Source organism: Blautia sp. BIOML-A1 (assembly GCF_009883055.1).
Taxonomy (GTDB): domain Bacteria; phylum Bacillota; class Clostridia; order Lachnospirales; family Lachnospiraceae; genus Blautia_A.
In genome coordinates, this window is sequence record NZ_WWVR01000002.1 from 36,684 (window position 1) to 63,339 (window position 26,656).

Genomic DNA, 26,656 nt, shown 5'->3' on the forward strand with positions numbered 1-26,656 from the left:
AAGTATCAGGTGATAATATGGAAAAAGCGAAACAACAGAAAGCGATGCAGGTTTCGAAATATAACAAAAATAACCCGGGAACTCATTCCCACAAAAAATCAACGTCAGGAAACAGCTTAAGGGCTCGGCTTATTGAGAAGCCGGACTATTATGATTACAGTCTTGTGGCTGCTATCATTCTGCTAACCTGTTTTGGACTGATCATGCTGTACAGTACAAGTGCTTATACATCGACACTGAGATTTGGAGATGATATGTACTTCTTTAAGAAGCAGGCGGCGATCAGTTTTGTATGCATTGCAGGGGCACTGTTTATATCATTGTTTGATTATCATATTCTGGCAAGATTTACAGGTGCTCTCTATGCCATGGCAGCAGCAAGTATGATACTGGTAAGAACTCCTCTCGGAACGGTTTCCAACGGAGCCAGAAGATGGCTGAAGATCGGACCGATTCAGTTTCAGCCGGCGGAGATCGCCAAGATCGCTGTGATCGTCTGTCTTTCTTATATGATCGTTCATATGGGGAAGAAGATGAATTCACTCAGGGCCTGTATGACACTTGGCGGGATGGGTACCTTTCTTGCAATGTTGGCATATGTCTGTACAGATAACTTAAGTACTGCAATTATCATTTTCTGCATCACAGCAGGGATGATCTTTGTGGCACATCCAAAGACAAGAATTTTTCTTATCATTGCAGGCACAGTGATTCTCTTTGTGGCAATCATCGTGCTTATTATCGGTCAGACAGTGCAGAAGACAGATGATTTCCGTCTGAATCGAATTGTTGCATGGCTTCATCCTGAGAATGCTACGGGAGATGCGGCATATCAGACAATTCAGGCACTTTATGCGATCGGCTCAGGAGGATTTCTGGGAAGAGGACTTGGAAACAGCATTCAGAAGCTTGGAAGTGTACCGGAAGCACAGAATGATATGATTTTTTCTATTATATGTGAAGAACTGGGAATTGTAGGCGGGGTGATCCTTCTTATTCTGTTTGCATACCTTCTTTACAGGCTGTTTTTTATTGCGCAGAATGCACCGGATCTGTTCGGATCACTGCTTGTCAGCGGGGTCTTTATCCACATTGCACTGCAGGTGATCCTCAATATCGCGGTTGTGGTGAATCTGATGCCGAATACAGGTGTCACACTGCCGTTTATCAGCTATGGAGGTACCTCGATCATGTTCCTCATGGCAGAGATGGGAATGGCTTTAAGTGTGTCGCGTCAGATTAAGTTTAAAGCCCCCTGAAAGGGGTCTCTAAAATAATGGAAAATCTATTGACAAATGGTTTTCCAGAATATATACTTTGCACATCAAAGCAGAGAAAATGTATACTTGATAAAGGAGAATACAAATGTTAGATGAAATGAAAAAAATGATCGCAGAACAGTTAAACTGCGACGAAAACGAAATTACAGCAGATACTTCTTTTAAGGATGACCTCGGAGCAGACTCCCTTGACCTGTTTGAACTGGTTATGGCACTGGAGGATGAATACAATATTGAGATACCTGCTGAGGAACTGACAGACCTGGAAACAGTGGGAGACGTAATCGAGTATCTTAAAGGCAGAGGCATTGAGGCATAATAAAACACTCCCTGAGGCATATTGTCTCAGGGGTTTTACATTTGTGAAAGGCAGGAAATAAGAAATGACAAAAATCAGAACCAGATTTGCACCGAGCCCGACAGGCAGGATGCATGTAGGAAATCTGCGTACAGCACTGTACGCATACCTGATTGCAAAACACGAAGATGGAGATTTTATCCTTCGAATCGAGGATACAGACCAGGAGCGCTATGTAGATGGAGCAGTGGATATCATCTATCGTACCATGGCAGGTACAGGACTGCTTCACGATGAAGGCCCGGATAAGGATGGCGGTGTAGGTCCTTACGTGCAGAGTGAGAGACAGGCATCCGGACTTTATCTTAAATATGCACAGCAGCTGATCGAGCAGGGAGATGCTTATTACTGCTTCTGTGGACAGGAAGAACTGGAATCTATGAAGCGTGTGGTGGCTGGCAAGGAAATCTCTATTTATGACAAGAGATGTCTCAGGCTTTCCAAAGAAGAGGTTCAGCGTCGTCTGGATGCAGGAGAACCACATGTTATCCGTTTTAATATGCCGACAGAGGGAACTACTACTTTCCATGATGTGATCTATGGAGATATCACCGTCAATAATGAGGAAATGGAAGACCTGATCCTGATCAAATCAGACGGATATCCGACCTACAATTTTGCAAACGTTGTAGATGATCATCTGATGGGAATCACCCATGTTGTCAGAGGAAATGAGTATCTTTCTTCTGCGCCGAAATACAATCGTATTTATGAAGCATTCGGATGGGAGATTCCGGTGTATGTTCACTGTCCGCTGATCACCAATGAAGAGCATCAGAAGCTTTCCAAGCGTTCCGGACATTCTTCCTATGAGGATCTTCTGGAGCAGGGATTTGTGACAGAGGCAATCGTAAACTTTGTAGCTCTTCTTGGCTGGAGTCCGCAGGACAACCAGGAAATCTTCTCTCTTCCGGAACTGGTTAAGGCTTTTGATTATCATCATATCAGCAAATCACCAGCCGTATTTGACATCACCAAGCTTCGCTGGATGAATGGCGAATACATTAAGAAAATGGATCCGGAAGTTTTCTATGAGAAAGCACTTCCATACATGAAGCAGGTTCTGAAACGAGACTACAACTTCCGTAAGATTGCAGGAATGGTTCAGACAAGAATCGAAACATTCCCGGATATTCCGGCACTGATCGACTTCTTTGAGGAAGTACCGGAGTATGATTCTGCAATGTACTGTCACAAGAAGATGAAGACAAACGAGGAGACCTCTCTTGCAGTTCTCAAAGAAGTTCTCCCGGTTCTTGAAGCACAGGAAGAGTATGAAAATGACCCGCTGTTTGCTTCCTTAAGTGCCTTTGTCAAAGAAAAAGGATACAAGAATGGCTATGTTATGTGGCCGCTCCGTACTGCGGTATCTGGCAAGCAGATGACACCGGCAGGTGCAACTGAGATCATGGAGATCATCGGCAAGGAAGAAACACTTAAACGTGTAAAAGCAGCTATTGAGAAACTCAGCTGATCAGCAGATATATGAAACGTAATCCATCTCAACAAAGGGCAATCGCCCACCTGTCAGGACCGATGATGGTCCTGGCAGGCCCCGGTTCGGGGAAAACCTCCGTAATAGTAGAAAGAACTGCATATATGACAAAGGAAGGCGGAATTTCTCCGGCTAATATTCTGGTTGTGACCTTTTCCAGAGCGGCGGCAAAAGAAATGAAAGAGCGTTTTCTGAATTTTACCGGTCAGGAATATACTCCAATTACATTTGGAACCTTCCATGGCGTTTTTTATGGTATCCTGAAACAGGCATATGGTTTTACTGCCGCAAATATTCTGGCGGAAGAGGAAAAAATGGCAATTCTCAGGGAACTTGCCATGAATTATGGTGGAGATCTGGCAGAGGAAGGGGATTTTTCGGAAGAAGTCGCGAAGGAGATAAGCGTTGTCAAGGGAAACAGGATTTCGCTGGAATATTATTATTCTTCCTGTTGCCCGGACGAAGTTTTTCGTCAGATATACCGGGAATATATCAAAATCTGTCAGGCAAGACGAAAGCTGGATTTTGATGATATGATCCTTTATTGTTATGAGCTGTTTGATAAGCGTAAGGATATTCTGGCGGCATGGCAGAATAAATTCCAGTATATTCTTGTCGATGAGTTTCAGGATATCAACCAGCTGCAGTATGATATCGTAAAGCTTCTTGCAAAACCGCAGGATAATCTTTTTATTGTGGGAGATGATGACCAGTCGATCTATCATTTCCGAGGCGCAAGACCGGAGATCATGCTGAATTTTACCAAAGACTATCCGGCTGCAGAAAGCGTAACCCTGGATGTGAATTATCGCTGCAGCAAAAAAATCCTTTCTTCGGCGATGCAGGTGATCGGAACGAATAAAAAGAGATTCCAGAAACATTTACAGACACCGAATCCGGAAGGGAATCCGGTAAAGCTTCGTGAATTTGAAAACCCAAGGGAGGAATATCTGGAAGTGGTATCAGAACTCAGGGAGCGGATGGAACGAGGAGATAAGCTGGAAGATACGGCGATCCTTCTGCGCACGAATCAGGAGGCAGAGGGGCTGGTAGGGGCATTGATGGAACGACAGGTTCCCTTCAACATGAAAGAAAAACTGCCAAATCTGTTTCATCATTGGATATGCAGAAATATTCTGGCCTACCTGCGTTTTGCGTCGGGAGACGAGAGCCGGAAGAATTTTGTGGAATTTATGAACCGGCCAAACCGATATATATCCAGGGATGCAGTGTCTTTATCACCTGTGATTTCCTTTGAACAGTTGAAGGATTTTTATAAGGATAAGGACTGGATGTGCGACCGGCTGACAACTCTGGAGACGCATCTTCGGATACTAAAAGGACTCTCTCCGTTTGCGGCAATAAATTTTATCCGAAAGGGAATGGGATACGAAGAATACTTGCGGGAATACGCAGAATATCGTAAAATAAAGCCAGAGGAACTAAGTGAAATCCTGGATCGGCTGACGGACAGTACGAAGGGAATGGACAGCCTGAAAGAATGGGAAGATTACATAGAGGATTATACCGGAAAGCTGGAAGAGCAGGCGAAGAAACAGGAGCAGGAGAGAGAAGGCGTTCTGATCTCAACACTTCATGGCGTTAAGGGACTGGAATATGATAAGGTATACATTCTGAATGTAAATGAAGGAAGCATGCCGTATAAGAAAGCCGTCCTGGAACCAGCGATCGAAGAAGAACGGAGACTTTTTTATGTGGGAATGACCCGTGCCAGGAAAGAACTTGATCTGTGTTACGTGAGACAGCAGCATGAGAAGAAACGGGAGCCTTCCCGCTTTCTGGAGGAGGTGCACATATGAGTATGAAAGCAGTGATTTATTTTACAGAGGTTCCGGAGAAATATCTCCACAAGAACATGGGGCATATGATCGGAGAGAAACTGCTTGCGACGGGGCTTTATAAGGAATATGGCCTGAAACTTGCATTCGAGCCGCGAGCAGCAGGAGAACACGGAAAGCCGTTTCTGACCCTGCAGCCAAAGATCCATTACAATATCAGCCATTCCGGTAAGTATGTGATGTGCATTATCGCGGGGGAGGAAGTCGGCATTGATGTTCAGGAACACAAGAAAGTCAACTACGAGAGAATGCTGAACAGAATGGTCCCGGCAGACATGGTGCGTGAGATCCTTGAGAGTGACCAGATGGAAAAGGCATTCTTTGTTCAGTGGGTGCTTCGGGAGGCATATATCAAGTGGACAGGAGAAGGACTTTCTAAAGATCTCCGTAAGATTCCCATGGACAAAGGTTCTTATATGATGCTGGAAATGGAAGAAGGCTACAGCGGAGCAGTGTGGTCCCGCGATCCTCTGGAACTTCGATGGGTACATGAAGAAATACAACTGCCATAAGCAGAGTAAAAATCCGTATATATAACAGGTTATGCTGGTGTATACGGATTTTTTATATCTGCTTGAGGTACTAAAAACAGATTGTCCACATATATTAACTGTAAAGAGGTGAGGGCGATCGACGGGGAAAATATTCAGAATCTGTTTGCAGGAAATATCCGCAGACTTCTCATTGAGGCGAAGCCGGATTATAACTGCCTCTATGAGATCAGACTCAGGGCCGGCAGGCCGTTGTTTCTGATCTATGCGGGAGGAGAACGGTTTTTGCGGATAAAGGGACATGAGCCGTACCTGGTAACGCGGCAGGATCTTAAGGAAACACTGGAGTATATCAGCGGCTATTCGCTGTATGCATATGAGGATGAGATCCGTCAGGGATATATAAGTGTGCAGGGCGGACACAGAGTTGGTGTCACCGGCAAGGTGATTCTGAATGGAGATCGTATAAAAGGGATGAAGTATATTTCCTGTATCAATGTCCGCCTGTCGCATCAGCTCCCGGGCTGTGCAGATGCAGTGATGCCATATATACAGAGGCAGAACCATATCGCACATACCCTGATCATTTCTCCGCCAAGGGGAGGTAAGACCACGCTTCTCCGTGATGTGATCCGCCAGCTCAGCAATGGACGGGAGGGGATTTCGGGTGTGACCGTGGGAGTGGTAGATGAACGAAGTGAACTTGCCGGAAGCTGGCAGGGAATTCCGCAGAATGACCTGGGAATGCGTACGGATATTCTCGATGCCTGTCCAAAGGCAGAGGGCATGAAGATGCTTGTAAGATCCATGTCTCCGGATGTGGTGGCAGTGGACGAGCTTGGCCGGGAAGAAGATTTCCGGGCGGTTGAAAGTGTGATCTACTGTGGCTGCCGACTGATCGCAACGGCACATGGAAATTCACTGGAGGATATCCTGGCCCAGCCTTTTTTTCAGAAACTCAAAAAAATGGAAATATTTGAAAAATACATTGTTCTCGGCGACAGAAATCAGACCGGCGTGATAAAAGGAATCTATGACGCAAAGGGAAGAAGATGCTGAAGCTTATAGCAGCGCTGTGTATGATTCTTGGTGGAGCAGGAATCGGATATGCAGGAAGCCGGGAACTTACAGAAAGAGAAAAGAACCTGGAGATTTTGCTTCAGATTCTTTTTTTGCTGAAAGGGGAGATACGCTGCGGGAACAGTTCGCTTTCGGAGGCATTTGGGGAGATTGCGGGAAAGATTGAAGGATCATTTTCAAAAATTCTTCTGGATGCGGCACAGGAGATGAGAGGCAGCGGCGGCAGCAATCTGACAGAGATACTGGAGCACTGCATACAAAAAAACATTTATCTGCAAAATTTTGCCGGAGCTCATAAGAATGAAGAAGAGGGAATTGAGATATTGCAGACACTGGGAAGAAGACTTGGATATCTCGACCGAGAGCAGCAGATATGTCAGATCGAACTTCTGGAAGCAGAAACAGAAGAACGCCGGAGACAACTCAGAGAAAAACTGCCGGAACAGAAAAAAATCTGCCAGAGCCTGGGAATCCTTGGAGGAATTTTGCTTGCAGTATTGTTTTGGTAAGAACGGGAGGGGGCAAGAGTGGAAGTTACCATTATTTTTAAAATAGCGGCGGTCGGAATCCTGGTTTCCATTCTCTCTCAGATTCTGAAACACAGCGGGAGGGACGAGCAGGCATTTCTGGTGAGCCTCGCAGGTCTTCTTATAGTTTTGTTTTGGATAGTACCCTACATTTATGAATTGTTTGTGGATATTCAGAAGCTGTTTGTACTGTAAGCAGGAGGAAAGATGGATATAATAAAAATTTCACTTCTGGGAATCTGTGGTGTCATACTCTGCTTTTTTCTGAAAGAAACCAGACAGGAATATACAGCGTTTATCACGATGGGAATTGGAATCATGATCCTTGGACTGGCTGTAGGGAAACTGGAATACCTTTTTGGAACACTCAGACAACTGGGAAACAGCCTTCCGGTCACGCAGGAATATCTTACAACATTGATCAAGATGATCGGGATCACCTATATCGGACAGTTTTCGGCAGGTATCTGTAAGGATGCCGGGCATCAGTCGACAGCAGCACAGATTGAGATGTTCTGCAGGCTGGCAATTCTGGTGCAGAGCGTTCCGATCCTTCTGGCACTGCTCGAAACGATACAGGAGTTTATGACATGAAAAGAAACATACGAATATGGTTTCGGAGGATGTTTTTCGTTTTCGTTGTTATGCTGTGGCTGGAAACAGGGGGACGCCAGACAGTAAAAGCTTATGGGGACAGCGGAGAAGGTCTGAAAGATCAGAAAACAGTGGAAACACAGCCATCGGGTACGGATGAGCTGAGCCTGGATGAAACAGAAACGGCGGAGGAACTTCTTAAGGAGATCAATCTTGCAGATGTGCAGAAGATGCTGGATGATTTTATGGGGGCAGACAGTTTTTCCATGAAAGAGGCACTGATAAAGCTTACCAGAGGAGAACGGGCATTTTCAAAAGAAGCGGTACAGGAATTTGTGTACCGTTTTTTCTTTTATCAGCTGGACCAGGAAAAAGAGCTTTTTGTGAAACTGATTCTTCTGATATTGCTGTCAGCAGTCTTTACAAGTTTTGCAGAAGTATTTGAAAATAACCAGATTGGGGACATTAGCTTTTTTGTAGTCTACCTGTTGTTTTTTACTATATTGATGGATTCTTTTTCGAAGATGAGCAGTTCGCTGGAAAAGACAATCTCCTGGATGACGGAGATGATGAAAGGACTGGCACCGGCATATTATATGACGGTCTGTGCCGCTTCTGGTGCGGCATCAGCGGTTGTTTTTTATGAAGGCGTGCTGCTCATGGTGTGGGGAATACAGTGGCTGCTTCTGACGGTACTTCTTCCGGCATCCGGTATGTATGTCCTTCTGCAGCTTGTAAATTCACTTTCCAGAGAGGAAATGCTGGGAAAAATGGCAGAATTGCTGAACACAGCAGTTTCCTGGGGACTAAAATCACTTCTTGCAGCAGTGGTGGGGCTGCAGATCATCCGGAACCTGGTGGCACCGGTCATGGATTCAGTAAAAAGAGGGCTTCTGTCAAAAGCGGCAGGGGCACTTCCGGGAGTGGGAAATGCAGTGAACATGGTCACAGAACTGGTTGTGACAAGTGCGGTTCTGGTCAGAAATTGTCTGGGAGTTGTGATTCTTGTAGTGTTTGTTCTGATCGGTGCAGGACCGATGCTGCATTATGGGATATTGTCGATTCTTTATCGTCTGCTTGCAGCGGTGGCACAGCCGGTTTCTGACCGGCGTATGGTAAGAGCTCTTGGTACAATGGGGGAAGGGTGCGCACTGCTTCTTCGGATCCTTTTTACTGCGGAAGTGTTGTGTATGCTGGCATTTCTGGTATTGATGGCGGGAATTCAGCGATGATGCCGGCTGTCCGGGACATAAAAGAGGAGAAATAAAAGATGAAGGCAGAAATCTATCAATGGGTCAGGACTCTGGCGGCATTTTATATTTTATTTACAGCAGTGCTTCAATTGATACCGGATAAAAAATATGAGAGATATATCAGATCTTTCATGGGGCTTTTATTAATCTATATTCTGTCCGTACCCCTGCTTTCTATTGTAAAAAACAGTGGTGCGGTTATCGAAGATTTTTCGAGAAATTATAATGAGGAAGTTTCAGTACTTGAAAAGAAGGAGACGCAGAACCTGCAGGGATTTTATATCCGCAAAGGCTTCGAGCAGGAACTTACATCTCAGATCACAAAAAAATGCGAAGAAAAAGGAATAAAAATACAGGAAGTCATCGTAGATATAGAAGGGGAGCAGATATCGGTGAGTCTGACAGCAGGACAGAGCCTGGACTTACAACAGGAAGGGAGGCTGAAGGATGAACTCCGACAGGAATTCGGGATCAAAGAACAGAATATCAGGATTTTTACGGGAGAAGCTGGGAAAACAGCAGTGGATCGTGCTTCTGCTTCTGGGGCTTCTTCTGTCGGTGATCGCACTTCCGGTATCGCAGAAGACCGGTACAGCCCGACAGAGTACTCTACTGAAGGACAATACACAGAGTACGGTGGAGATACAATCTACTCTTGAGCTTAAACTGCAGGACATTCTGGAAAGTATGGAAGGAGCCGGGAAGGTAAAAGTAATGTTGATGACAGGAGAGCAGCAGGGAATCTATCAGTCAGAAGAAGCTGAGGTTAAAGGGGTTCTGATCGCGGCAGAAGGGGCGGCAGATCCGGTGGTTGTGCAGAAAATTCAGCAGGCAGTAATGGCATTATTTCAGATTGAAGCCCATAAAATAAAAATAATCAAAATGAAATGAGGAGAGCAAAGTGAAAAAAGTCATAAAAAGGAATCAGGTGATCATTACTTCGCTGGCTATTCTGATCGCAGTGGCCGGGTATCTGAATTTTGCAGATGTAGACCTGGGATTCAGGGACAAAGAAGCGAGTGCAGACAGCAGCAGTATTCTGGATCAGGTGGATTATGACATCAGCGATGAGAGTGCACTCGTAGAAGAAAACAGCCAGAATAGTTTAAGCGATACAGCAGATGATACGGATACGACAACGCCGGGAGAGGCTGTGCTTACCGGCGCCTCAGGCTTTGCGGCACAGGCGAAGCTTTCCCGTGAGCAGGTGCGCTCTCAGAGCAAGGCTGATCTGCAGGAGATCATCAACAATGCAGATATTGATGATGAACAGAAACAGACGGCGATCAATACTATGGTAGAGATGACAGAAGTATCAGAAAAAGAAGCTGCTGCAGAAATGCTCCTGGAGGCAAAGGGATTCGAAAACACTGTGGTAAACCTTACCGGTGAAACTGCAGATGTGGTTGTCCCGGAGGCAGATCTTGAAGATGCAAAAAGAGCCCAGATTGAGGATATTATTAAACGAAAAACAGGAATTGCCGCAGAAAATATTGTGATCACACCACTGGATCAGACTGCGGACACAGAAGAAGACAGTTTACAGGCAGAAGAAAATGCTGACGAGACGGCCGCTTATGACAGCACGGACGAAACAGACACTACATACGAAGACCAGGAGACAGCGACAGATCAAGTGATCCAGACAGAGGGGATTTATGACTGAGGTTCTATAGTAAATAAATACAGATTAGAAAGAAGGAACGTAAGCTGCAAAAGCCAGCAGTTTACGTTCCTTTTTTTCTTGACAGTCAGGCACACTCTATAATAAAATAAAAAGTTGTATAGAAATTGGAAATAGGATAATAGACAGGAGGAAAAACGTGTCTAAGTATGCGAAAGAAATAGAAAAAAGAAGAACTTTTGCCATTATCTCTCACCCGGATGCCGGTAAGACAACCCTGACAGAGAAATTTCTGCTGTATGGAGGTGCGATCAATCTGGCAGGCAGTGTAAAAGGTAAGGCAACCGCCCGCCATGCAGTATCTGACTGGATGGAAATAGAGAAAGAAAGAGGTATTTCCGTAACCTCTTCCGTATTGCAGTTTCATTATGATGGATATTGTATCAACATTCTGGATACTCCGGGACATCAGGACTTCTCAGAGGATACCTACCGTACTCTGATGGCAGCGGATTCCGCAGTCATGGTCATTGACGGAAGCAAGGGTGTTGAGGCACAGACAAGAAAGCTGTTCAAGGTCTGCGTCATGAGACATATCCCGATCTTTACTTTTATCAACAAGATGGACAGAGATGCAAATGATACGTTTGATCTTCTGGATGAAATAGAAAAAGAGCTTGGAATTGCGACCTGTCCGATCAACTGGCCGATTGGTTCCGGTAAAAAATTCCGTGGAGTTTATGACAGAAACACACACAAGGTTCTGACCTTCTCTGATACACAGAAGGGAACCAAGGAGGGTGTGATCGAAGAAATCGATATTGACGATGAGCGTCTTGATGCTATCGTAGATCCGGATCAGAGAGAACAGCTCATGGATGAGATCGAGCTTCTGGACGGTGCTGCTGTAGAGTTTGACCAGGAACAGGTGAGCAAGGGAAACATGACACCGGTATTTTTTGGTTCTGCTCTTACAAACTTTGGTGTGGAGACCTTCCTTGAGCATTTCCTCAAGATGACAACCTCTCCTCTTCCAAGAATTTCAGATGAGGGAGAAATAGATCCGATGTCTGATGATTTCTCTGCATTTGTATTCAAGATCCAGGCAAATATGAACAAGGCTCATCGAGACAGAATTGCATTTATGCGTATCTGTTCCGGTAAATTCGACGCATCTCAGGAAGTTTATCATGTCCAGGGCGAAAAGAAAATGCGTCTTCTTCAGCCTCAGCAGATGATGGCAGAGTCCCGTCATGTGGTAGATGAAGCGTATGCCGGAGATATCATCGGAGTTTTTGACCCGGGTATTTTTTCCATCGGTGATACGATTTGTGCACCGGGACATAAATTTGCGTTCGAGGGAATCCCGACCTTTGCACCGGAGCATTTTGCCCGTGTACGTCAGCTTGACACCATGAAGCGTAAACAGTTTGTCAAGGGTATCAACCAGATCGCACAGGAAGGTGCCATCCAGATCTTTCAGGAATTTAACACAGGTATGGAAGAGATTATTGTAGGTGTTGTAGGTGTTCTGCAGTTTGATGTTCTGAAATATCGACTGGAAAATGAATATAACGTAGAAATCCGACTGGAAAATCTTCCATATGAGCATATCCGCTGGATCGCAAACAAAGAAGAAGTTGATGTGGCTAAGATCACAGGAACTTCTGATATGAAGAAGGTTACAGACCTTAAAGGAAATCCGCTTCTTCTGTTTGTCAATGCATGGAGTGTCGGAATGACAGAAGACCGTAATCCGGATCTGGTATTGACAGAATTCAGTAAATAAACCTTTTATTTTTTGTACAGATTTGATATACTAAACCTATGTAAATTTAGATTCGGAGTCCGTAGGAGGAGTCATAATGGCAGAAAAAAGAACAACCTATAAATTACAGGATGTAGGAGGAATTGGTGAGGTGAATATTGCGGATGAAGTTGTAACCGTCATCGCAGGACTTGCAGCTACTGAAGTTGAGGGAGTTGCATCCATGGGGGGAAACATCACTAATGAGCTCGTAAGCAAACTTGGGGTGAAGAATCTTTCCAAGGGAGTTAAGGTGACAGTCCTTGAAGGAGTTGTTACTGTGGACCTGACACTGAATATTGAATTTGGCAGGAATATCCTTGCAGTCAGCAAGAAAGTTCAGGAAAAGGTTAAATCGTCCATTGAAAACATGACAGGTCTGGAAGTTGCAGACGTAAATATCCGCATTGCGGGTGTTGATATGGAAAACGAAAAAGGAAAGTAACTCTTTCCTTTTTTCTTTATAAAAGTCCCGTCAGGGATATTGGCTTAGGAGGAATCATGCGAAGAAGCGAACAGAGAGAACATATTTTTAAGCTGTTGTTTATGACACAGTTTAATTCAGAGGATGAAATGTCAGATCAGGTATCCATGTACTTTGAGACACTTGGAGAACTGGAAGAGAAGGATCAGGAGGCAATGCAGGCGAAGTATCAGCATATTCTGGAACATCTGGAAGAGATCGACCAGATCCTGAATGACTACAGCCGCGGCTGGAAAACCACCCGAATGAGCAGAGTGGACCTGACAGCACTTCGTCTGGCTGTATATGAAATGAAATTTGATGAGGACGTCCCGGTCGGTGTTGCCATCAATGAGGCTGTAGAACTGGCCAAGATGTTTGGTGGAGAGGACTCAGGTTCCTTTGTAAACGGAATTCTTGGTAAAATCGCCAGTGGTAAGAAAGAAACAGGGGAAGCACCTAAGAAGCGTCGTCCTGCTCATCAGGCCAAGATCATTATCCGTTCATCAAAGAAGGTTTCCGGGGAGTCAGAGACAGAAGAAAGTTCTAATTAAATGAAAACAATTTATTCTGTAGGACAGGTCAACCGTTACGTCAGAAATATGTTTACGCAGGACTATATCCTCAAGAAAATATATGTCAAGGGTGAGGTATCAAACTGTAAATATCATCCGAGCGGACATATTTATTTTTCACTGAAGGATGAGACAGGTTTGCTTTCCTGTGTGATGTTTGCAGGGCAGAGAAGAGGACTTGCATTTCGAATGAAGGATGGTGACCGTGTTGTAGTCGGCGGTGCAGTGGATGTCTATGAGAGAGACGGACGCTACCAGATGTACGCCAGAGAGATTACGCTGGAAGGGGCAGGTGCACTTTATGAGAGATTCCTTGCTCTGAAGGCAGAACTGGAAGAAATGGGGATGTTTGCTCCGGAATATAAGCAGCCAATCCCACGTTTTATACAGAAGCTTGGCGTTGTGACCGCACCTTCGGGTGCGGCAGTACAGGATATCCGAAATATTTCTCTGCGCAGGAATCCTTATCTTCAGATCATTCTGTATCCGGCACTGGTACAGGGTGACGGGGCAGCCGACAGCATTGTGCAGGGTATCCGTATGCTTGATGGGGCAGGTGTGGATACGATCATTGTAGGACGCGGAGGCGGTTCCATCGAAGATCTCTGGGCATTCAATGAAGAGAAGGTTGCAAGGGCAATCTTCGAGTGCCGTACCCCGATCATATCTGCAGTTGGTCATGAAACGGACTTTACGATTGCAGATTTTGCAGCAGATCTGCGTGCACCGACACCATCAGCAGCTGCTGAGCTTGCAGTAGATGATTTTGCACAGGTAATGCACACCCTTGATAACTATCGAGAACGTTTCAGACGGGATATGCGGGAGCGAATAGAGTACCAGAAGGTGCGTCTTGAGCAATATAAGCTGCGTCTGAAATATCTGAGTCCGGAGAGTCGTCTGCGGGATAACAGACAGATTCTGGCTGACTATGATGATGCACTGCGAAGTGCGATGAAGAATAAGCTTCAGCAGTATCGACACAGGCTGGGAATTTACCTGGAGCGTTATCAGGGAATGTCGCCGCTGGCAAAGCTGAATCAGGGCTATTCTTTTGTGGCAGATCAGGATGGCAGGGGGATTACTTCTGTCGAACAGGTCAAATCGGGAGACAGAGTGGAGATTTCCGTGACGGACGGTGTGATCCGGGCAGAAGTTTTTGACAGCAGGAGGGAAGAATGGCAGAAATAACAGAAGCAAAGACAATAGAAGAGGTCTTTCAGGAATTGGATAATCTTGCTGTGAAATTAGAAGACAGTGAAACATCCCTGGAGGATTCTTTTCGTTTTTATAAAGAAGGAATGGAGCTTCTTAAATACTGCAGTGACAAACTGGATACAGTAGAAAAAAAGATGCTCCAGATGGATGAGGATGGAACATTACGAGAATTTTAAAGAAGAATTACAGATAAGAACAGAATATGCAGAGAAAGTAATACGCAGATGGCTTCCGAAGGAATCCGGCTTTGCCAGGACAATGGCAGAGGCGATGAATTACAGCATGTGCGCCGGCGGGAAACGTTTAAGACCGATTCTTCTTCTGGAAACCTTCCGGATGTTTGGAGAGGACGAACAGCTTGCCGAACCTTTTATGGCAGGGATAGAGATGATCCATACGCATTCCTTGATTCATGATGATCTTCCGGCGATTGACAATGATGACTACAGAAGAGGCCGACTGACCACACACAAAGTCTATGGAGAAGCCATGGGTGTTCTGAGCGGAGTAAGTCTGCTCAATTATGCATATGAGACGATGCTTAAGACTTTCGAGATGACTTCTGATGCCGACAGGGTGATCCGCGCACTGAAGATCATGTCAGAAAAGACAGGAATCCACGGAATGCTTGGCGGACAGAGTGTGGACGTTGAGAATGACGGCAAAGAGATATCCAGAGAAATGCTGGATTATATTTATGAACACAAGACCTCGGCACTGATCGAGGCTTCCATGATGGCGGGGGCCATTCTTGGCGGAGCAGATGAGGAGCAGACAGCCCTGATTGAGAAAGCGGCTTCTGCTATAGGAATGGCATTTCAGATCCAGGATGATATCCTGGATGTCACAAGTAGCAGCCAGGAACTGGGCAAGCCGGTTCACAGTGATGAAAAGAATCATAAGGTTACCTATGTGACGCTGTTTGGAGTAGAGAAGGCATCTGAACAGGTTTTGCAGTTTTCAGAGCAGGCACAGTCCATTCTGGAAAACTTAAGCAACAAAAATAAATTTCTGACGGCATTGATTATGGAGATGGCCAGCCGCAGAAAATGAAAGAGGGATACAAAGGATGTTGGAAAAAATCAATAAGCCAAATGATATACACAAAATAGCTTTAGCAGATTTTCCACAGCTTGCTGATGAGATCAGGGAATTTCTGATCTCATCAGTGAGTCAGACGGGAGGCCATCTGGCATCCAACCTTGGGGCAGTAGAGCTGACACTGGCACTCCATAATGTACTGGAACTGCCGCAGGATAAGATTATATGGGATGTAGGACATCAGGCATATACCCACAAAATCCTTACCGGCAGAAAAGAGGGGTTTAAGAAACTGCGAAAAGAAGGCGGAATGAGTGGCTTTCCAAAGAGAAGTGAGAGTGACTGTGATGCCTTTGATGCAGGACACAGTTCCAATTCTATCTCGGCAGGTCTTGGATATGTGAGAGCACGAGATCTTCAGGGGCAGAACTATCGTGTGGTTTCTGTGATCGGAGATGGTGCACTTACCGGAGGAATGGCATATGAGGCATTAAATAATGCAGCAGAACTTAAGACTAATTTTATTATTGTTCTGAATGATAATAATATGTCCATCTCCCAAAATGTCGGTGGAATGTCCTCCTATCTGAGTGCGATCCGCACAGCAGAATCCTACACAGGAATGAAAATAAATGTGACCAAAAATCTCCAGAAGATTCCAAGGGTAGGGACGGCACTGGTAGATACGATGCGCAAGACAAAGAGCAGTATTAAGCAGCTGATCATTCCCGGAATGCTTTTTGAAAATATGGGACTTACCTATCTGGGACCGGTGGACGGACATAATATGCGTCAGATGATGAGACTTTTTAATGAGGCCAAAAGGGTTGAAGGACCGGTGATAGTGCATGTCCTTACAGAGAAGGGCAGAGGATATGAACCGGCACGCAGCCATCCGGATCAGTTTCATGGAACAGGACCGTTCGATATTGCGACAGGAAAGCAGCTTTCCTCAAAGAAATGCCCGACCTATACCGATGTTTTTGCGGAAACCATGGTGAAGCTGGGCAAGGAGCATACAAAGCTGGTTGGAATCACAGCGGCAATGAAAGAAGGAACCGGTCTTGTAGAATTTGAAAAGAAATTTCCGAGCCGTCTGTTTGACGTAGGAATCGCCGAGGAACATGCGGTTTCTTTTGCTGCAGGACTGGCTCTTGGCGGAATGATACCGGTAGTGGCAATCTATTCGTCCTTTTTGCAGAGAGCAGTGGATCAGATGCTTCATGATGTCTGTATGCAGAATCTCCATGTGATTTTTGCAATCGACCGTGCTGGTCTTGTGGGAGCTGACGGAGAAACACATCAGGGCTGTTTTGACCTGTCTTATCTGACTATGATGCCAAATATGACAGTGATGGCACCTAAAAATCAATGGGAGCTTCAGAGGATGCTGGAATTTGCAGTACATCTTGGCGGACCGTGTGCGATTCGTTATCCGAAAGGCAGTGCCTATCAGGGACTGGAAGAATTTGAAAGTCCGATCCAGTATGGCAGGAGTGAAGTGATCTTTGAAGGTGAGGAACTGGCAGTTATTTCCGTGGGCAGTATGACAGAAGTATGTGAGGCGGTCTGTAAGGAGCTTAAGGAACGGGGCAGAAAACCGACATTTGTCAATGCAAGATTTGTCAAACCGCTGGATACTGCACTTCTGGATGCACTTGCCGGAAATCATAAATTAATTGTAACTGTAGAAGAAAATGTCAGAAACGGCGGTTTTGGTGAGCATGTGGCAACTTATATGGAAGCCTGCCATCCGGAGGTGAGGGTACTTCCGATCGCTGTCTGGAACCGTTTTGTAGAGCATGGAGAAATCCGAAGTCTGCGGGCAAAGATTGGTCTGTCAGTACCGGATATCCTTGATGCAATAGAGGAATATGAGGAGCAGCAATGAAAAAAAGACTGGATCTTTTGATGGTGGAGCGTGCACTTGCACCTTCCAGAGAAAAAGCAAAAGCATATATCATGTCCGGTGATGTTTATGTAAACGGACAGAAGGAAGATAAAGCAGGAACCATGTTCCAGGAAACCGTAAAGATAGAAGTTCGTGGAAATACACTTCCGTATGTGAGTCGTGGAGGGCTGAAACTTGAAAAGGCAATGAACAATTTCGGTGTTTCCCTGGATGGGAAGGTGTGCATGGATGTGGGAGCATCTACCGGCGGGTTTACTGACTGTATGCTTCAGAACGGGGCTGTCAAGGTTTATTCCATCGATGTGGGATATGGACAGCTTGACTGGGGACTGCGAAATGATCCGAGAGTTGTCTGTATGGAAAAAACAAATATTCGCTATGTAGTTTCGGAGGACATTCAGGAGGCACCACAGTTTTCTTCCATCGATGTTTCTTTTATTTCGCTAACCAAGGTATTGCTTCCGGTAAGAAACCTTCTGACCGAAGATGGTGAGATTGTCTGCCTTATTAAACCGCAGTTTGAGGCCGGCAGAGAGAAAGTCGGCAAAAAGGGTGTGGTTCGTGACCCGGCAGTACATCTGGAGGTTATTGAGAAAGTAATGGCTTATGCGATGTCGATCGCACTTGAGCCAAATCATCTTTCTTTTTCCCCGATCAAAGGACCGGAGGGAAATATCGAGTATCTTCTTCATCTCAAAAAGAAACCGGAAGGTACGGTCTGTGAATCTGTCCTGGAGGTATCTCCGGAAGCTGTGGTGCAGGAAGCACACGGCCAGCTTGATTAGTCAGGGAAGGCAGAACAGAGGAATGGACAATTTTTATATCATTACGAACAGTGATAAGGACGAAAACCTTGAGTTTTCGGGTCAGATTGAGGAGTATCTGCACAAGAATGGCTGCAGATGTATGGTACAGCAGGCTGAACGCAAAAAAGAAGGAGCATATCATTATACCAATCCGGATCTGATCCCGGAGGATACACAGTGTATTCTGGTTCTTGGTGGTGACGGGACTCTTCTTCAGGCTGCGAGAGACGTTGTCCACAGAGAAATTCCCATGCTTGGAATCAACCTTGGTACGCTGGGATTCCTGGCAGAGGTGGACAAACAGTCTGTGTATGCTGCACTTGACAAATTAAAAGAAGACGATTACGAGATCGAAGAGAGAATGATGCTTACGGGAACTGTCTGGAGAGATGATAAGATCGTAGGCAGAGATGTGGCATTGAATGATATCGTGATCGGCAGAGATGGACACCTTCGTGTGGTTCGATTCAAAAATTATGTCAATAATGTATATTTGAATTCTTATAATGCAGATGGTATCATTATTTCAACGCCTACGGGATCTACAGGATACAGCCTTTCTTGTGGAGGGCCTATTGTGGCACCAAATGGTTCCATGACTCTGATGACACCGATTGCACCGCATACTCTGAATACAAGAAGTATTATTTTTCCGGCAGAGGATGTGATCACAGTTGAACTTGGTGAGGGCAGACGACAGGTTCAGGAGTATGGAGTGGCTTCTTTTGACGGGGACACAACGATCCCCATGGTGACAGGAGACAGGATTGTTATACAGAAGGCTGCTGTAAACACCAGAATCCTGAAATTGAATCATTTAAGTTTTGTTGAGGTACTTCGCCAGAAAATGCGCGACAGTTAGTGTAATGGAGGTTGAATGTGAAGGTAGCAAGACATGAAAAAATAATGGAGCTGATTCGTCAGTATGATATTGATACACAGGAGGAACTGGCAGCGCGGCTCAACGAAGCCGGGTTCAAAGTAACTCAGGCTACTGTTTCCAGAGATATCCGTGCACTGAAGATGACAAAGGTTACAGGAAAAGACGGAAAATCGCATTATGCGATTCTTTCAGAGGCTGCCGCGGAATTGAGTGATAAATATACAAGAGTGCTCCATGATGCACTTACTTCTATTGACGTAGGGCAGAATATGGTCGTGATCCGGACGGTTCCGGGGATGGCAATGGGTGTGGCAGCAGCACTGGATGCACTGAAATGGAAAGAAATCCTGGGAAGCATTGCAGGGGATGACACTGTGATGTGCGTGGCAAGGGATGGAGAGCAGGCACAGGCTGTGGCATTGAAACTGAAAGGAATCTTGAAATTATGTTAATACATCTTCATGTGAAGAATCTTGCCCTGATCGAAGACATAGAAGTAGAATTCGGACCAGGACTGAACATCCTTACCGGTGAGACCGGTGCCGGTAAATCTATTCTTCTTGGATCCATGCAGCTGATCCTGGGAGGAAGAAGTACAAAGGACATGATCCGTGCAGGAGCATCGTACGCACTTGTAGAACTCTTGTTTCAGGTAGAAAATCCGCGTGTGCAGGAGGCCCTTAAAGAACTTGGAACAGAGCTTGAAGATGGTCAGATACTTCTTGCACGTAAGATTATGGATGGCAGGAGTATCAACAAGATCAATGGTGAGACCTGTACGGTAGGCCAGATGAAGGAAGCTGCTTCGTGTCTTCTTGATATTCATGGACAGCATGAGCATCAGTCACTTCTGTACCAGGATAAACAGCTTGAAATTCTGGATGCATATGGCAAAAAACAGATTTATCCGGCGAAAACCAGAGTTTACGAAGCATATAGAGAATATCGCAAGTATATGCAGGAGTTTAAAGCTCTGGATACAGATGAGGAGCAGAGGAACAGGGAACGAGCTTTTCTTGAGTTTGAGATCAATGAGATTGAGTCAGCGCAGCTTCGTCCCGGTGAAGATGAGGAACTGGAAACACTTTATCGTAAATTAAACAATGGCAAAAAAATTCTTGAGACTCTTCAGAGCGTCCGTGATCTGACAGGATATGATTCTGCACAGGGAGCAGGAGATGCTGTGGGCATGGCGATAAGAGAACTGACGAGAGTGACAGAGTTTGACAGCCAGCTGGAAGCTATGTCAGGAACACTTCAGGAAGTGGACAGTCTTTTAAATGATTTTAACCGTGAACTGTCATCCTATGTGGAGGATCTCTGTTTTGATGAGGAGACATTTTTTGAAACAGAGAAAAGACTGGATCTGATCAATAACCTTAAGGCAAAATATGGCCAGAGCATAGAAGAGATTCAAAAGTATGCACAGCACCAGCAGCAGAAACTGGAAGATATTGACAGGTATGAAGAACGTTTCGAGGAAGCAAGACAAAATCTGACAAAGTCTCAAAAAAATCTGGAGGAAGTTTCGAATGTTCTTTCAGAAATCAGGAAAGAATACAGTAAGACTCTCACAGAGAAGATCATTGAGGGATTGAAAGACTTGAATTTCCTTGATGTACAGTTTGGAATTGATTTCAGACGCAGGGAAGAATATACTTCGGGTGGATTTGATGAAATTGAATATAAAATTTCCACAAACCCCGGAGAATCCATGAAACCACTGGGAAGAATTGTATCTGGCGGTGAGCTTTCAAGAATCATGCTGGCACTTAAGGCAATTCTTGCAGACCGTGACCAGATTGAAACGCTGATCTTTGATGAGATTGATACCGGTATCAGTGGAAGAACTGCACAGAAAGTATCCGAAAAAATGGCGGTCATCGGGAAGCATCATCAGGTACTCTGCATTACACATCTGCCGCAGATCGCAGCAATGGCGGATATTCATTTTGAGATTGAAAAACATCAGCGGGGAACGGAAACCATAACAGAAATACATTCGCTGGAGGGTGAGGATTCTGTGAGGGAACTTGCCAGACTGCTTGGCGGAGCAGAGATCACCCAGGCTGTTTATCAGAATGCAAAAGAAATGAAAGAATTGGCACAGGTACATAAAAATACAAGAGTCAAATAAAGTGAATCAAAGCATAATAAGAGAAGAAGGTCTGACAGAGATCTCTTCTCTTTTTTTACTTTAATGTTCCATAAAGTAAAAATATTACAAAAGAAAGGATGTGGCAGGGTGAACAGAAAAAGAAAGTATAGAATATGGATTCTGTGGTGTCTCGGACTGGATCTCCTGGTAATAGGGTGTATGGGATATCGATATCTGGATCGCAGGATCCCTGATGAGATTCATGTACAGAAAGAACAGGAAATAAAGCTTGAGCAGATTCTGGAACATCCTCTGCTGACTTTTGAGGATGCAGTTTCAGTCTCAGGAACAGGAAGTTATACGATAGGATGCAGTATTATGGGAGTGATCCCATTTAAAGAGATCAGAGTCATACCTTCTGAAAGCAGATCGGTATATGTCAGCGGAAGCACTGTGGGAATTTATATGGAAACAGATGGGGTACTTATTATAGACACAGGCGAGATTTTGTCAGAAGAGGGAATTTCCAAAGAACCGGCCAAAAACGTTGTAAAACCAGGAGACTACATTGTGGCATTTAATTCGCAGGTCATACATTCCAAGAGAGAATTGATTGAAGATATCAGGGCACTGGATGGTCAGGATGTAGAAGTAGAAGTGCTGAGAAACGACAAGATCATTCCGCTCACCCTCACTCCGGTGAAAGATGTGCAGGGGGCATATAAGCTTGGAATCTGGGTGAGAGATAATACGCAGGGAATCGGTACTCTGACTTTTGTAGATGAGGACGGAAGATACGGAGCACTGGGACATGGAATCAGCGATATAGATACAGGAAAGCTTTTGAAGATAGAAAGCGGAGCACTTTATCAGGCCGAGATTCTGGGAGTTCAGAAAGGAAGCAATGGAAATCCGGGAGAACTTGCGGGACTGATCCGTTACGATTCTGACAGGGTGATAGGTTCCATAAAAAAGAACGGGGAAAACGGAATTTATGGAAATTTCACCGGTCCGCTGGATCAGATCACGCTTATGAGAATGCCGATGGCTTATAAGCAGGAACTTGAAATCGGACCGGCACAGATATTGTGCTGTGTGGATGGACAGGTATCGGCGTATGATGCGGAAATTGTAAAGATCGATCTGAATCATGAAGATACAAATAAAAGTTTTGTCATCCATGTTACAGATCAGGAACTGATTGACAAAACAGGAGGAATTGTACAGGGAATGAGTGGAAGTCCGGTGATACAGAACGAGAAATTTGCAGGAGCTGTCACGCATGTATTTGTGCAGGATTCTACGAGTGGTTATGGGATATTTGCAGAAACTATGCTGGAGAATAGTGGAAAAAATCAGCAATGAGAGTCGATATAGAGATAAACTGTCTTCAAAACAGGGCAGAAAAATAAAAAAACTGATGGCATAAAAAGTCATCGGGAATGCCGCAGAAAAAAGGAAAAACAGAGATGTTTTATGCAGGCAGAGGCCGAAACAGGTAGATTTAATGTGAACGAAAATCCAGGCTTTCTCCCTGTTTCGGCTTGATTTCGCGGGGAAGTTTACACTATAATATGACCTGTTAACATATAAGGGTTTTTGATGAGCAAAGTCGAATGACAATAGGTTAGGAGGAAACGGACCTCATGGAAAAGTTAAATGTAGCAATTGCAGATGATAATGAAAAAATGGTAGAAATACTGGGTCGTATGATTGAAGAGGATAAGGATCTTACGCTGGTAGGTAAGGCACATAACGGAGAAGAAATCTGTAATATCATAAAAGAAAGACAGCCGGATGTTGTTGTTCTTGATATTATCATGCCGAAGATGGATGGACTTACCGTTATGGAAAACTGTAATCATGATCCAGGACTTAAGAAAACACCGGCGTTTATTGTAGTATCTGCTGTTGGACAGGAGAGAATTACAGAGGATGCATTTAATCTCGGTGCAGAGTATTATATGCTTAAGCCATTTGATAATCAGGTTCTTCTTAATCGCATTAAGAATTTAAGAAGAGGCAGTGACCGCAGAATCCGCGAAAATGTTCATCAGAATATTGTAAAAGAAGATACAGCAGCTTATATGACAAGAAATCTGGAAAGCGATGTCACCAATATCATTCACGAAATTGGTGTTCCGGCACATATTAAAGGTTATCAGTACTTAAGAGATGCGATCATCCTGTCAGTAAATGATATTGAGATGCTGAATTCTATTACAAAAATCCTGTATCCGACAATCGCAAAGAAATATCAGACCACGCCAAGCCGTGTGGAACGGGCAATCCGTCATGCGATTGAGGTGGCATGGAGCAGAGGCAAGATGGATACCATCGATGCGTTGTTTGGATATACTGTGAGTACGGGCAAGGGCAAGCCGACAAATTCAGAATTCATTGCACTGATTGCTGACAAAATTCGTCTGGAATATAAAAAACGCTCTTTCCAATAAGTGCATTATAGGGTATAATAAACAAAAAAAGCTGTTTCAGAATCGACTTATCTGTACAGCTTTTATAGAGATGGGAGCAAGGAGGGCCATTACAGATGAAAAATATTTTATTTGCAACATCAGAAGCAGTGCCATTTATTAAGACAGGAGGACTTGCCGATGTAGCAGGAGCACTTCCGAAATGCTTTGACAAGCGTTATTTTGACGTCAGGGTTATTCTGCCGAAATATGCCTGCATGAAACAGGAATGGAAAGACAGAATGGAGTATATCACTCATTTTTATATGGATCTGGGATATAAGAACTGTTATGTAGGAATCATGCATCTGGAGTATGAGGGAATTCACTTCTACTTTATTGACAATGAATACTATTTCAGCGGACCGAAACCATATGACAGTGCACCATGGGATCTTGAGAAATTTGCATTTTTCTCCAAAGCGGTTCTGTCTGTGCTTCCGGTAATCAATTTCCGTCCGGATGTGATTCACTGTCATGACTGGCAGACGGGTCTTGTACCGGTTTATCTGCATGATTCTTTCCAGCAGAACGAATTCTTCTGGGGTATTAAGTCAATCATGACAATCCATAATCTTAAATTCCAGGGCGTATGGGATGTAAAGACTGTGCAGGGAATCACTGGTCTTTCTGATTACTACTTTGCACCGGACAAACTGGAGGCTTATAAGGACGCAAACTTCTTAAAGGGCGGTATCGTTTTTGCAGATGCGGTGACTACTGTCAGCAATACTTATGCAGAAGAGATCAAAACACCGTTCTATGGAGAAAGACTGGATGGACTTCTCTGTGCAAGATCACATGATCTTCGTGGTATCGTCAATGGAATTGATTATGACGTATTTAATCCGGAGACAGATACATGCATTACTCAGAATTATAATGCCAAGACCTTCCGCAAAGAAAAGGTTAAGAACAAACTTCAGCTCCAGAGAGATCTCGGACTGAATGAGGATCCGAATGCAATGCTGATCGGTATTGTTTCCCGACTGACAGATCAGAAAGGATTTGACCTGATCGCATATGTTATGGATGAACTCTGTCAGGATGCTGTACAGCTGGTTGTTCTTGGTACCGGAGAAGAACGCTATGAAAATATGTTCCGTCATTTTGACTGGAAATATCATGGCAAGGTATCTGCACAGATTTATTATGATGAACCACTGTCACATCGTATTTATGCGGCATCTGATGCATTCCTCATGCCTTCATTATTTGAGCCATGCGGCTTAAGCCAGCTTATGAGCCTTCGTTACGGAACTCTTCCGATCGTTCGTGAGACAGGCGGTCTTAAGGATACGGTACAGCCATATAATGAGTTTGAGGGAACAGGAACAGGATTCAGCTTTACCAATTACAATGCACATGAAATGCTTGCCACTGTCCGTAACGCAGAGCGCGTATTCTATGACAACAAGCGTGAGTGGAACAAGATGGTAGATCGTGCGATGGCAGCTGATTTCTCATGGAACCATTCAGCAAAACAGTATGAAGAAATGTACAACTGGCTGATCGGAGACAAATAAAACGGATCAGTGCCGGAAAGCAATAAACGAATAGCTTTTTTTCGGGGGATACCAGATATAATGGTATCCCCCTTTGTCTGCAAAAAGGCGAAAAACGAAGAAGAATGGCGAAAAGTTTTCCTTGACATTAAAGGGGATTTATAATAGCATATAAGAAGAAAATACGAACATAGGTTTGCGAAACATAAGTTCGCATCAAACATATATTTATAAAAAGGAGATCCACAGATATGATGAACGAAGAGAAACAGAAAGCACTGGAAGCGGCACTTGGACATATTGAGAAGCAGTATGGCAAGGGCTCGGTGATGAAGCTTGGAGATTCCAGTGCGCATATGCAGATAGAGGCAGTTCCGACAGGTTCTCTTGGTCTGGATATAGCACTCGGAGTAGGCGGAGTGCCGAAGGGACGTATTGTTGAGATCTATGGACCTGAATCCAGTGGTAAGACAACCGTTGCCCTGCACATGGTAGCAGAGGTTCAGAAACGCGGAGGAATTGCAGGATTTATTGATGCAGAGCATGCACTTGATCCGGTTTATGCCAAGAATATCGGTGTGGATATTGATAATCTTTATATTTCACAGCCGGATAATGGTGAGCAGGCGCTGGAGATCACAGAAACTATGGTGCGTTCTGGTGCAGTGGATATTGTGATCGTGGACTCTGTTGCAGCCCTTGTCCCGAAGGCAGAAATCGAGGGAGATATGGGAGACAGCCATGTCGGACTTCATGCAAGACTGATGTCACAGGCTCTGAGGAAGCTTACAGCAGCAATCAGCAGATCCAATTGTGTAGTTATTTTTATCAACCAGCTTCGTGAGAAGGTTGGAGTTATGTTTGGCAACCCTGAGACCACTACAGGCGGACGTGCCCTTAAGTTTTATGCATCTGTTCGCATGGATGTAAGAAGAACAGAGACATTGAAACAGGGCGGCGAGATGGTTGGTAACCATACCAAGGTCAAGGTTGTCAAGAATAAGGTTGCACCGCCGTTTAAGCAGGCGGAATTTGATATCATGTTCGGTACCGGTATCTCCAGAGAAGGCGAGATCCTTGATCTTGCAGCGGAGTGCAACGTAGTAAATAAGAGTGGAGCATGGTATTCATACAATGGAGAGCGAATCGGACAGGGACGTGAGAATGTTAAGGTTTACCTCAAGGATCATCCGGAGATCTGTGAGGAGATTGAGAAGCAGGTAAGAATTCAGTATCATCTTCTTCCGGAGGAAGAAGGCACAACTCAGGCATCAGGCAAGGCAGCAACACCGGAAATTGAGACAGAAGAATAA

28 protein-coding genes are annotated in these 26,656 nt (G+C 44.7%); all 28 read left to right on the forward strand.

What is annotated here, in order from left to right; all coding sequences use genetic code 11:
• Window positions 1-17 precede the first annotated feature (17 nt).
• The 28 genes from GT674_RS02040 (at window position 18) to recA (ending at window position 26,656) form a co-directional block, all read left to right on the forward strand.
• Complete coding sequence (locus tag GT674_RS02040) at window positions 18-1,259, forward strand: FtsW/RodA/SpoVE family cell cycle protein (protein WP_243149026.1); 1,242 nt, start codon at window positions 18-20, stop codon at window positions 1,257-1,259.
• Between the two features lie 106 nt (window positions 1,260-1,365).
• Complete coding sequence (gene acpP, locus GT674_RS02045) at window positions 1,366-1,599, forward strand: acyl carrier protein (protein ID WP_161284144.1); 234 nt, start codon at window positions 1,366-1,368, stop codon at window positions 1,597-1,599.
• A 64-nt stretch (window positions 1,600-1,663) separates the two neighbouring features.
• Entirely contained in the window at window positions 1,664-3,112 is a 1,449-nt protein-coding gene (gltX, locus tag GT674_RS02050; RefSeq protein ID WP_161284145.1) for a glutamate--tRNA ligase, read from the forward strand.
• Between the two features lie 11 nt (window positions 3,113-3,123).
• Window positions 3,124-4,953 (forward strand): ATP-dependent helicase, encoded by a 1,830-nt coding sequence (locus GT674_RS02055; RefSeq protein WP_161284146.1) that lies wholly within the window; start codon window positions 3,124-3,126, stop codon window positions 4,951-4,953.
• On the forward strand, window positions 4,950-5,504 hold the full coding sequence (locus tag GT674_RS02060; protein ID WP_320442957.1) for a 4'-phosphopantetheinyl transferase family protein: 555 nt from the start codon (window positions 4,950-4,952) through the stop codon (window positions 5,502-5,504). Before GT674_RS02055 ends, GT674_RS02060 begins: the two co-directional genes overlap by 4 nt.
• A gap of 81 nt (window positions 5,505-5,585) precedes the next feature.
• Window positions 5,586-6,542, forward strand: coding sequence for a stage III sporulation protein AA (spoIIIAA, locus tag GT674_RS02065; protein WP_192925966.1), 957 nt, complete (start codon window positions 5,586-5,588; stop codon window positions 6,540-6,542).
• A complete protein-coding gene (locus tag GT674_RS02070) occupies window positions 6,536-7,072 on the forward strand; it encodes a stage III sporulation protein AB (RefSeq protein ID WP_161284147.1) in 537 nt (178 codons plus the stop codon). The genes spoIIIAA and GT674_RS02070 overlap by 7 nt, the downstream gene beginning before the upstream one ends.
• Window positions 7,073-7,090: 18 nt before the next feature.
• Window positions 7,091-7,285, forward strand: a complete 195-nt coding sequence (gene spoIIIAC / locus GT674_RS02075) for a stage III sporulation protein AC (RefSeq protein ID WP_161284148.1) — start codon at window positions 7,091-7,093, stop codon at window positions 7,283-7,285.
• Window positions 7,286-7,297: 12 nt separating this feature from the next.
• Window positions 7,298-7,684 (forward strand): SpoIIIAC/SpoIIIAD family protein, encoded by a 387-nt coding sequence (locus GT674_RS02080; protein ID WP_161284149.1) that lies wholly within the window; start codon window positions 7,298-7,300, stop codon window positions 7,682-7,684.
• The gene (locus GT674_RS02085; protein WP_161284150.1) at window positions 7,681-8,916 is read left to right on the forward strand and encodes a stage III sporulation protein AE; all 1,236 of its coding nucleotides are present in this window, start codon (window positions 7,681-7,683) and stop codon (window positions 8,914-8,916) included. Before GT674_RS02080 ends, GT674_RS02085 begins: the two co-directional genes overlap by 4 nt.
• A 38-nt stretch (window positions 8,917-8,954) precedes the next feature.
• A complete protein-coding gene (locus GT674_RS02090; RefSeq protein WP_161284151.1) occupies window positions 8,955-9,596 on the forward strand; it encodes a stage III sporulation protein AF in 642 nt (213 codons plus the stop codon).
• Between the two features lie 55 nt (window positions 9,597-9,651).
• Complete coding sequence (locus GT674_RS17320; RefSeq protein ID WP_243149027.1) at window positions 9,652-9,828, forward strand: hypothetical protein; 177 nt, start codon at window positions 9,652-9,654, stop codon at window positions 9,826-9,828.
• A 10-nt stretch (window positions 9,829-9,838) separates the two neighbouring features.
• Window positions 9,839-10,603 carry a SpoIIIAH-like family protein gene (locus GT674_RS02100; RefSeq protein ID WP_161284152.1) on the forward strand — a complete coding sequence of 255 codons (765 nt, stop codon included), beginning with the start codon at window positions 9,839-9,841 and terminating at the stop codon, window positions 10,601-10,603.
• Between the two features lie 157 nt (window positions 10,604-10,760).
• Window positions 10,761-12,350 carry a peptide chain release factor 3 gene (locus GT674_RS02105; RefSeq protein WP_161284153.1) on the forward strand — a complete coding sequence of 530 codons (1,590 nt, stop codon included), beginning with the start codon at window positions 10,761-10,763 and terminating at the stop codon, window positions 12,348-12,350.
• A gap of 76 nt (window positions 12,351-12,426) precedes the next feature.
• On the forward strand, window positions 12,427-12,813 hold the full coding sequence (locus GT674_RS02110) for an Asp23/Gls24 family envelope stress response protein (RefSeq protein ID WP_161284154.1): 387 nt from the start codon (window positions 12,427-12,429) through the stop codon (window positions 12,811-12,813).
• 56 nt (window positions 12,814-12,869) lie between these two features.
• Complete coding sequence (gene nusB, locus GT674_RS02115) at window positions 12,870-13,385, forward strand: transcription antitermination factor NusB (RefSeq protein ID WP_161284155.1); 516 nt, start codon at window positions 12,870-12,872, stop codon at window positions 13,383-13,385.
• Entirely contained in the window at window positions 13,386-14,597 is a 1,212-nt protein-coding gene (gene xseA, locus GT674_RS02120) for an exodeoxyribonuclease VII large subunit (RefSeq protein WP_161284156.1), read from the forward strand.
• The gene (xseB, locus tag GT674_RS02125; protein WP_161284157.1) at window positions 14,585-14,800 is read left to right on the forward strand and encodes an exodeoxyribonuclease VII small subunit; all 216 of its coding nucleotides are present in this window, start codon (window positions 14,585-14,587) and stop codon (window positions 14,798-14,800) included. Before xseA ends, xseB begins: the two co-directional genes overlap by 13 nt.
• On the forward strand, window positions 14,778-15,677 hold the full coding sequence (locus tag GT674_RS02130; protein ID WP_330585434.1) for a polyprenyl synthetase family protein: 900 nt from the start codon (window positions 14,778-14,780) through the stop codon (window positions 15,675-15,677). The genes xseB and GT674_RS02130 overlap by 23 nt, the downstream gene beginning before the upstream one ends.
• A 16-nt stretch (window positions 15,678-15,693) precedes the next feature.
• Window positions 15,694-17,556 (forward strand): 1-deoxy-D-xylulose-5-phosphate synthase, encoded by a 1,863-nt coding sequence (dxs, locus tag GT674_RS02135; protein WP_161284159.1) that lies wholly within the window; start codon window positions 15,694-15,696, stop codon window positions 17,554-17,556.
• The gene (locus GT674_RS02140; RefSeq protein WP_161284160.1) at window positions 17,553-18,362 is read left to right on the forward strand and encodes a TlyA family RNA methyltransferase; all 810 of its coding nucleotides are present in this window, start codon (window positions 17,553-17,555) and stop codon (window positions 18,360-18,362) included. Before dxs ends, GT674_RS02140 begins: the two co-directional genes overlap by 4 nt.
• 22 nt (window positions 18,363-18,384) lie before the next feature.
• On the forward strand, window positions 18,385-19,245 hold the full coding sequence (locus tag GT674_RS02145; protein WP_161284161.1) for an NAD(+)/NADH kinase: 861 nt from the start codon (window positions 18,385-18,387) through the stop codon (window positions 19,243-19,245).
• A 17-nt stretch (window positions 19,246-19,262) separates the two neighbouring features.
• Window positions 19,263-19,718: an arginine repressor gene (argR, locus tag GT674_RS02150; protein WP_161284162.1), complete on the forward strand. Its 456-nt coding sequence runs from the start codon at window positions 19,263-19,265 to the stop codon at window positions 19,716-19,718.
• Window positions 19,712-21,403, forward strand: a complete 1,692-nt coding sequence (recN, locus tag GT674_RS02155; protein ID WP_161284163.1) for a DNA repair protein RecN — start codon at window positions 19,712-19,714, stop codon at window positions 21,401-21,403. The genes argR and recN overlap by 7 nt, the downstream gene beginning before the upstream one ends.
• A gap of 108 nt (window positions 21,404-21,511) precedes the next feature.
• Window positions 21,512-22,729 (forward strand): SpoIVB peptidase, encoded by a 1,218-nt coding sequence (gene spoIVB / locus GT674_RS02160; RefSeq protein ID WP_330585435.1) that lies wholly within the window; start codon window positions 21,512-21,514, stop codon window positions 22,727-22,729.
• Window positions 22,730-23,010: 281 nt separating this feature from the next.
• Window positions 23,011-23,820: a sporulation transcription factor Spo0A gene (gene spo0A / locus GT674_RS02165; RefSeq protein ID WP_161284165.1), complete on the forward strand. Its 810-nt coding sequence runs from the start codon at window positions 23,011-23,013 to the stop codon at window positions 23,818-23,820.
• Window positions 23,821-23,915: 95 nt separating this feature from the next.
• Entirely contained in the window at window positions 23,916-25,364 is a 1,449-nt protein-coding gene (gene glgA / locus GT674_RS02170; protein WP_161284166.1) for a glycogen synthase GlgA, read from the forward strand.
• A gap of 230 nt (window positions 25,365-25,594) precedes the next feature.
• Window positions 25,595-26,656 (forward strand): recombinase RecA, encoded by a 1,062-nt coding sequence (gene recA / locus GT674_RS02175; protein WP_161284167.1) that lies wholly within the window; start codon window positions 25,595-25,597, stop codon window positions 26,654-26,656.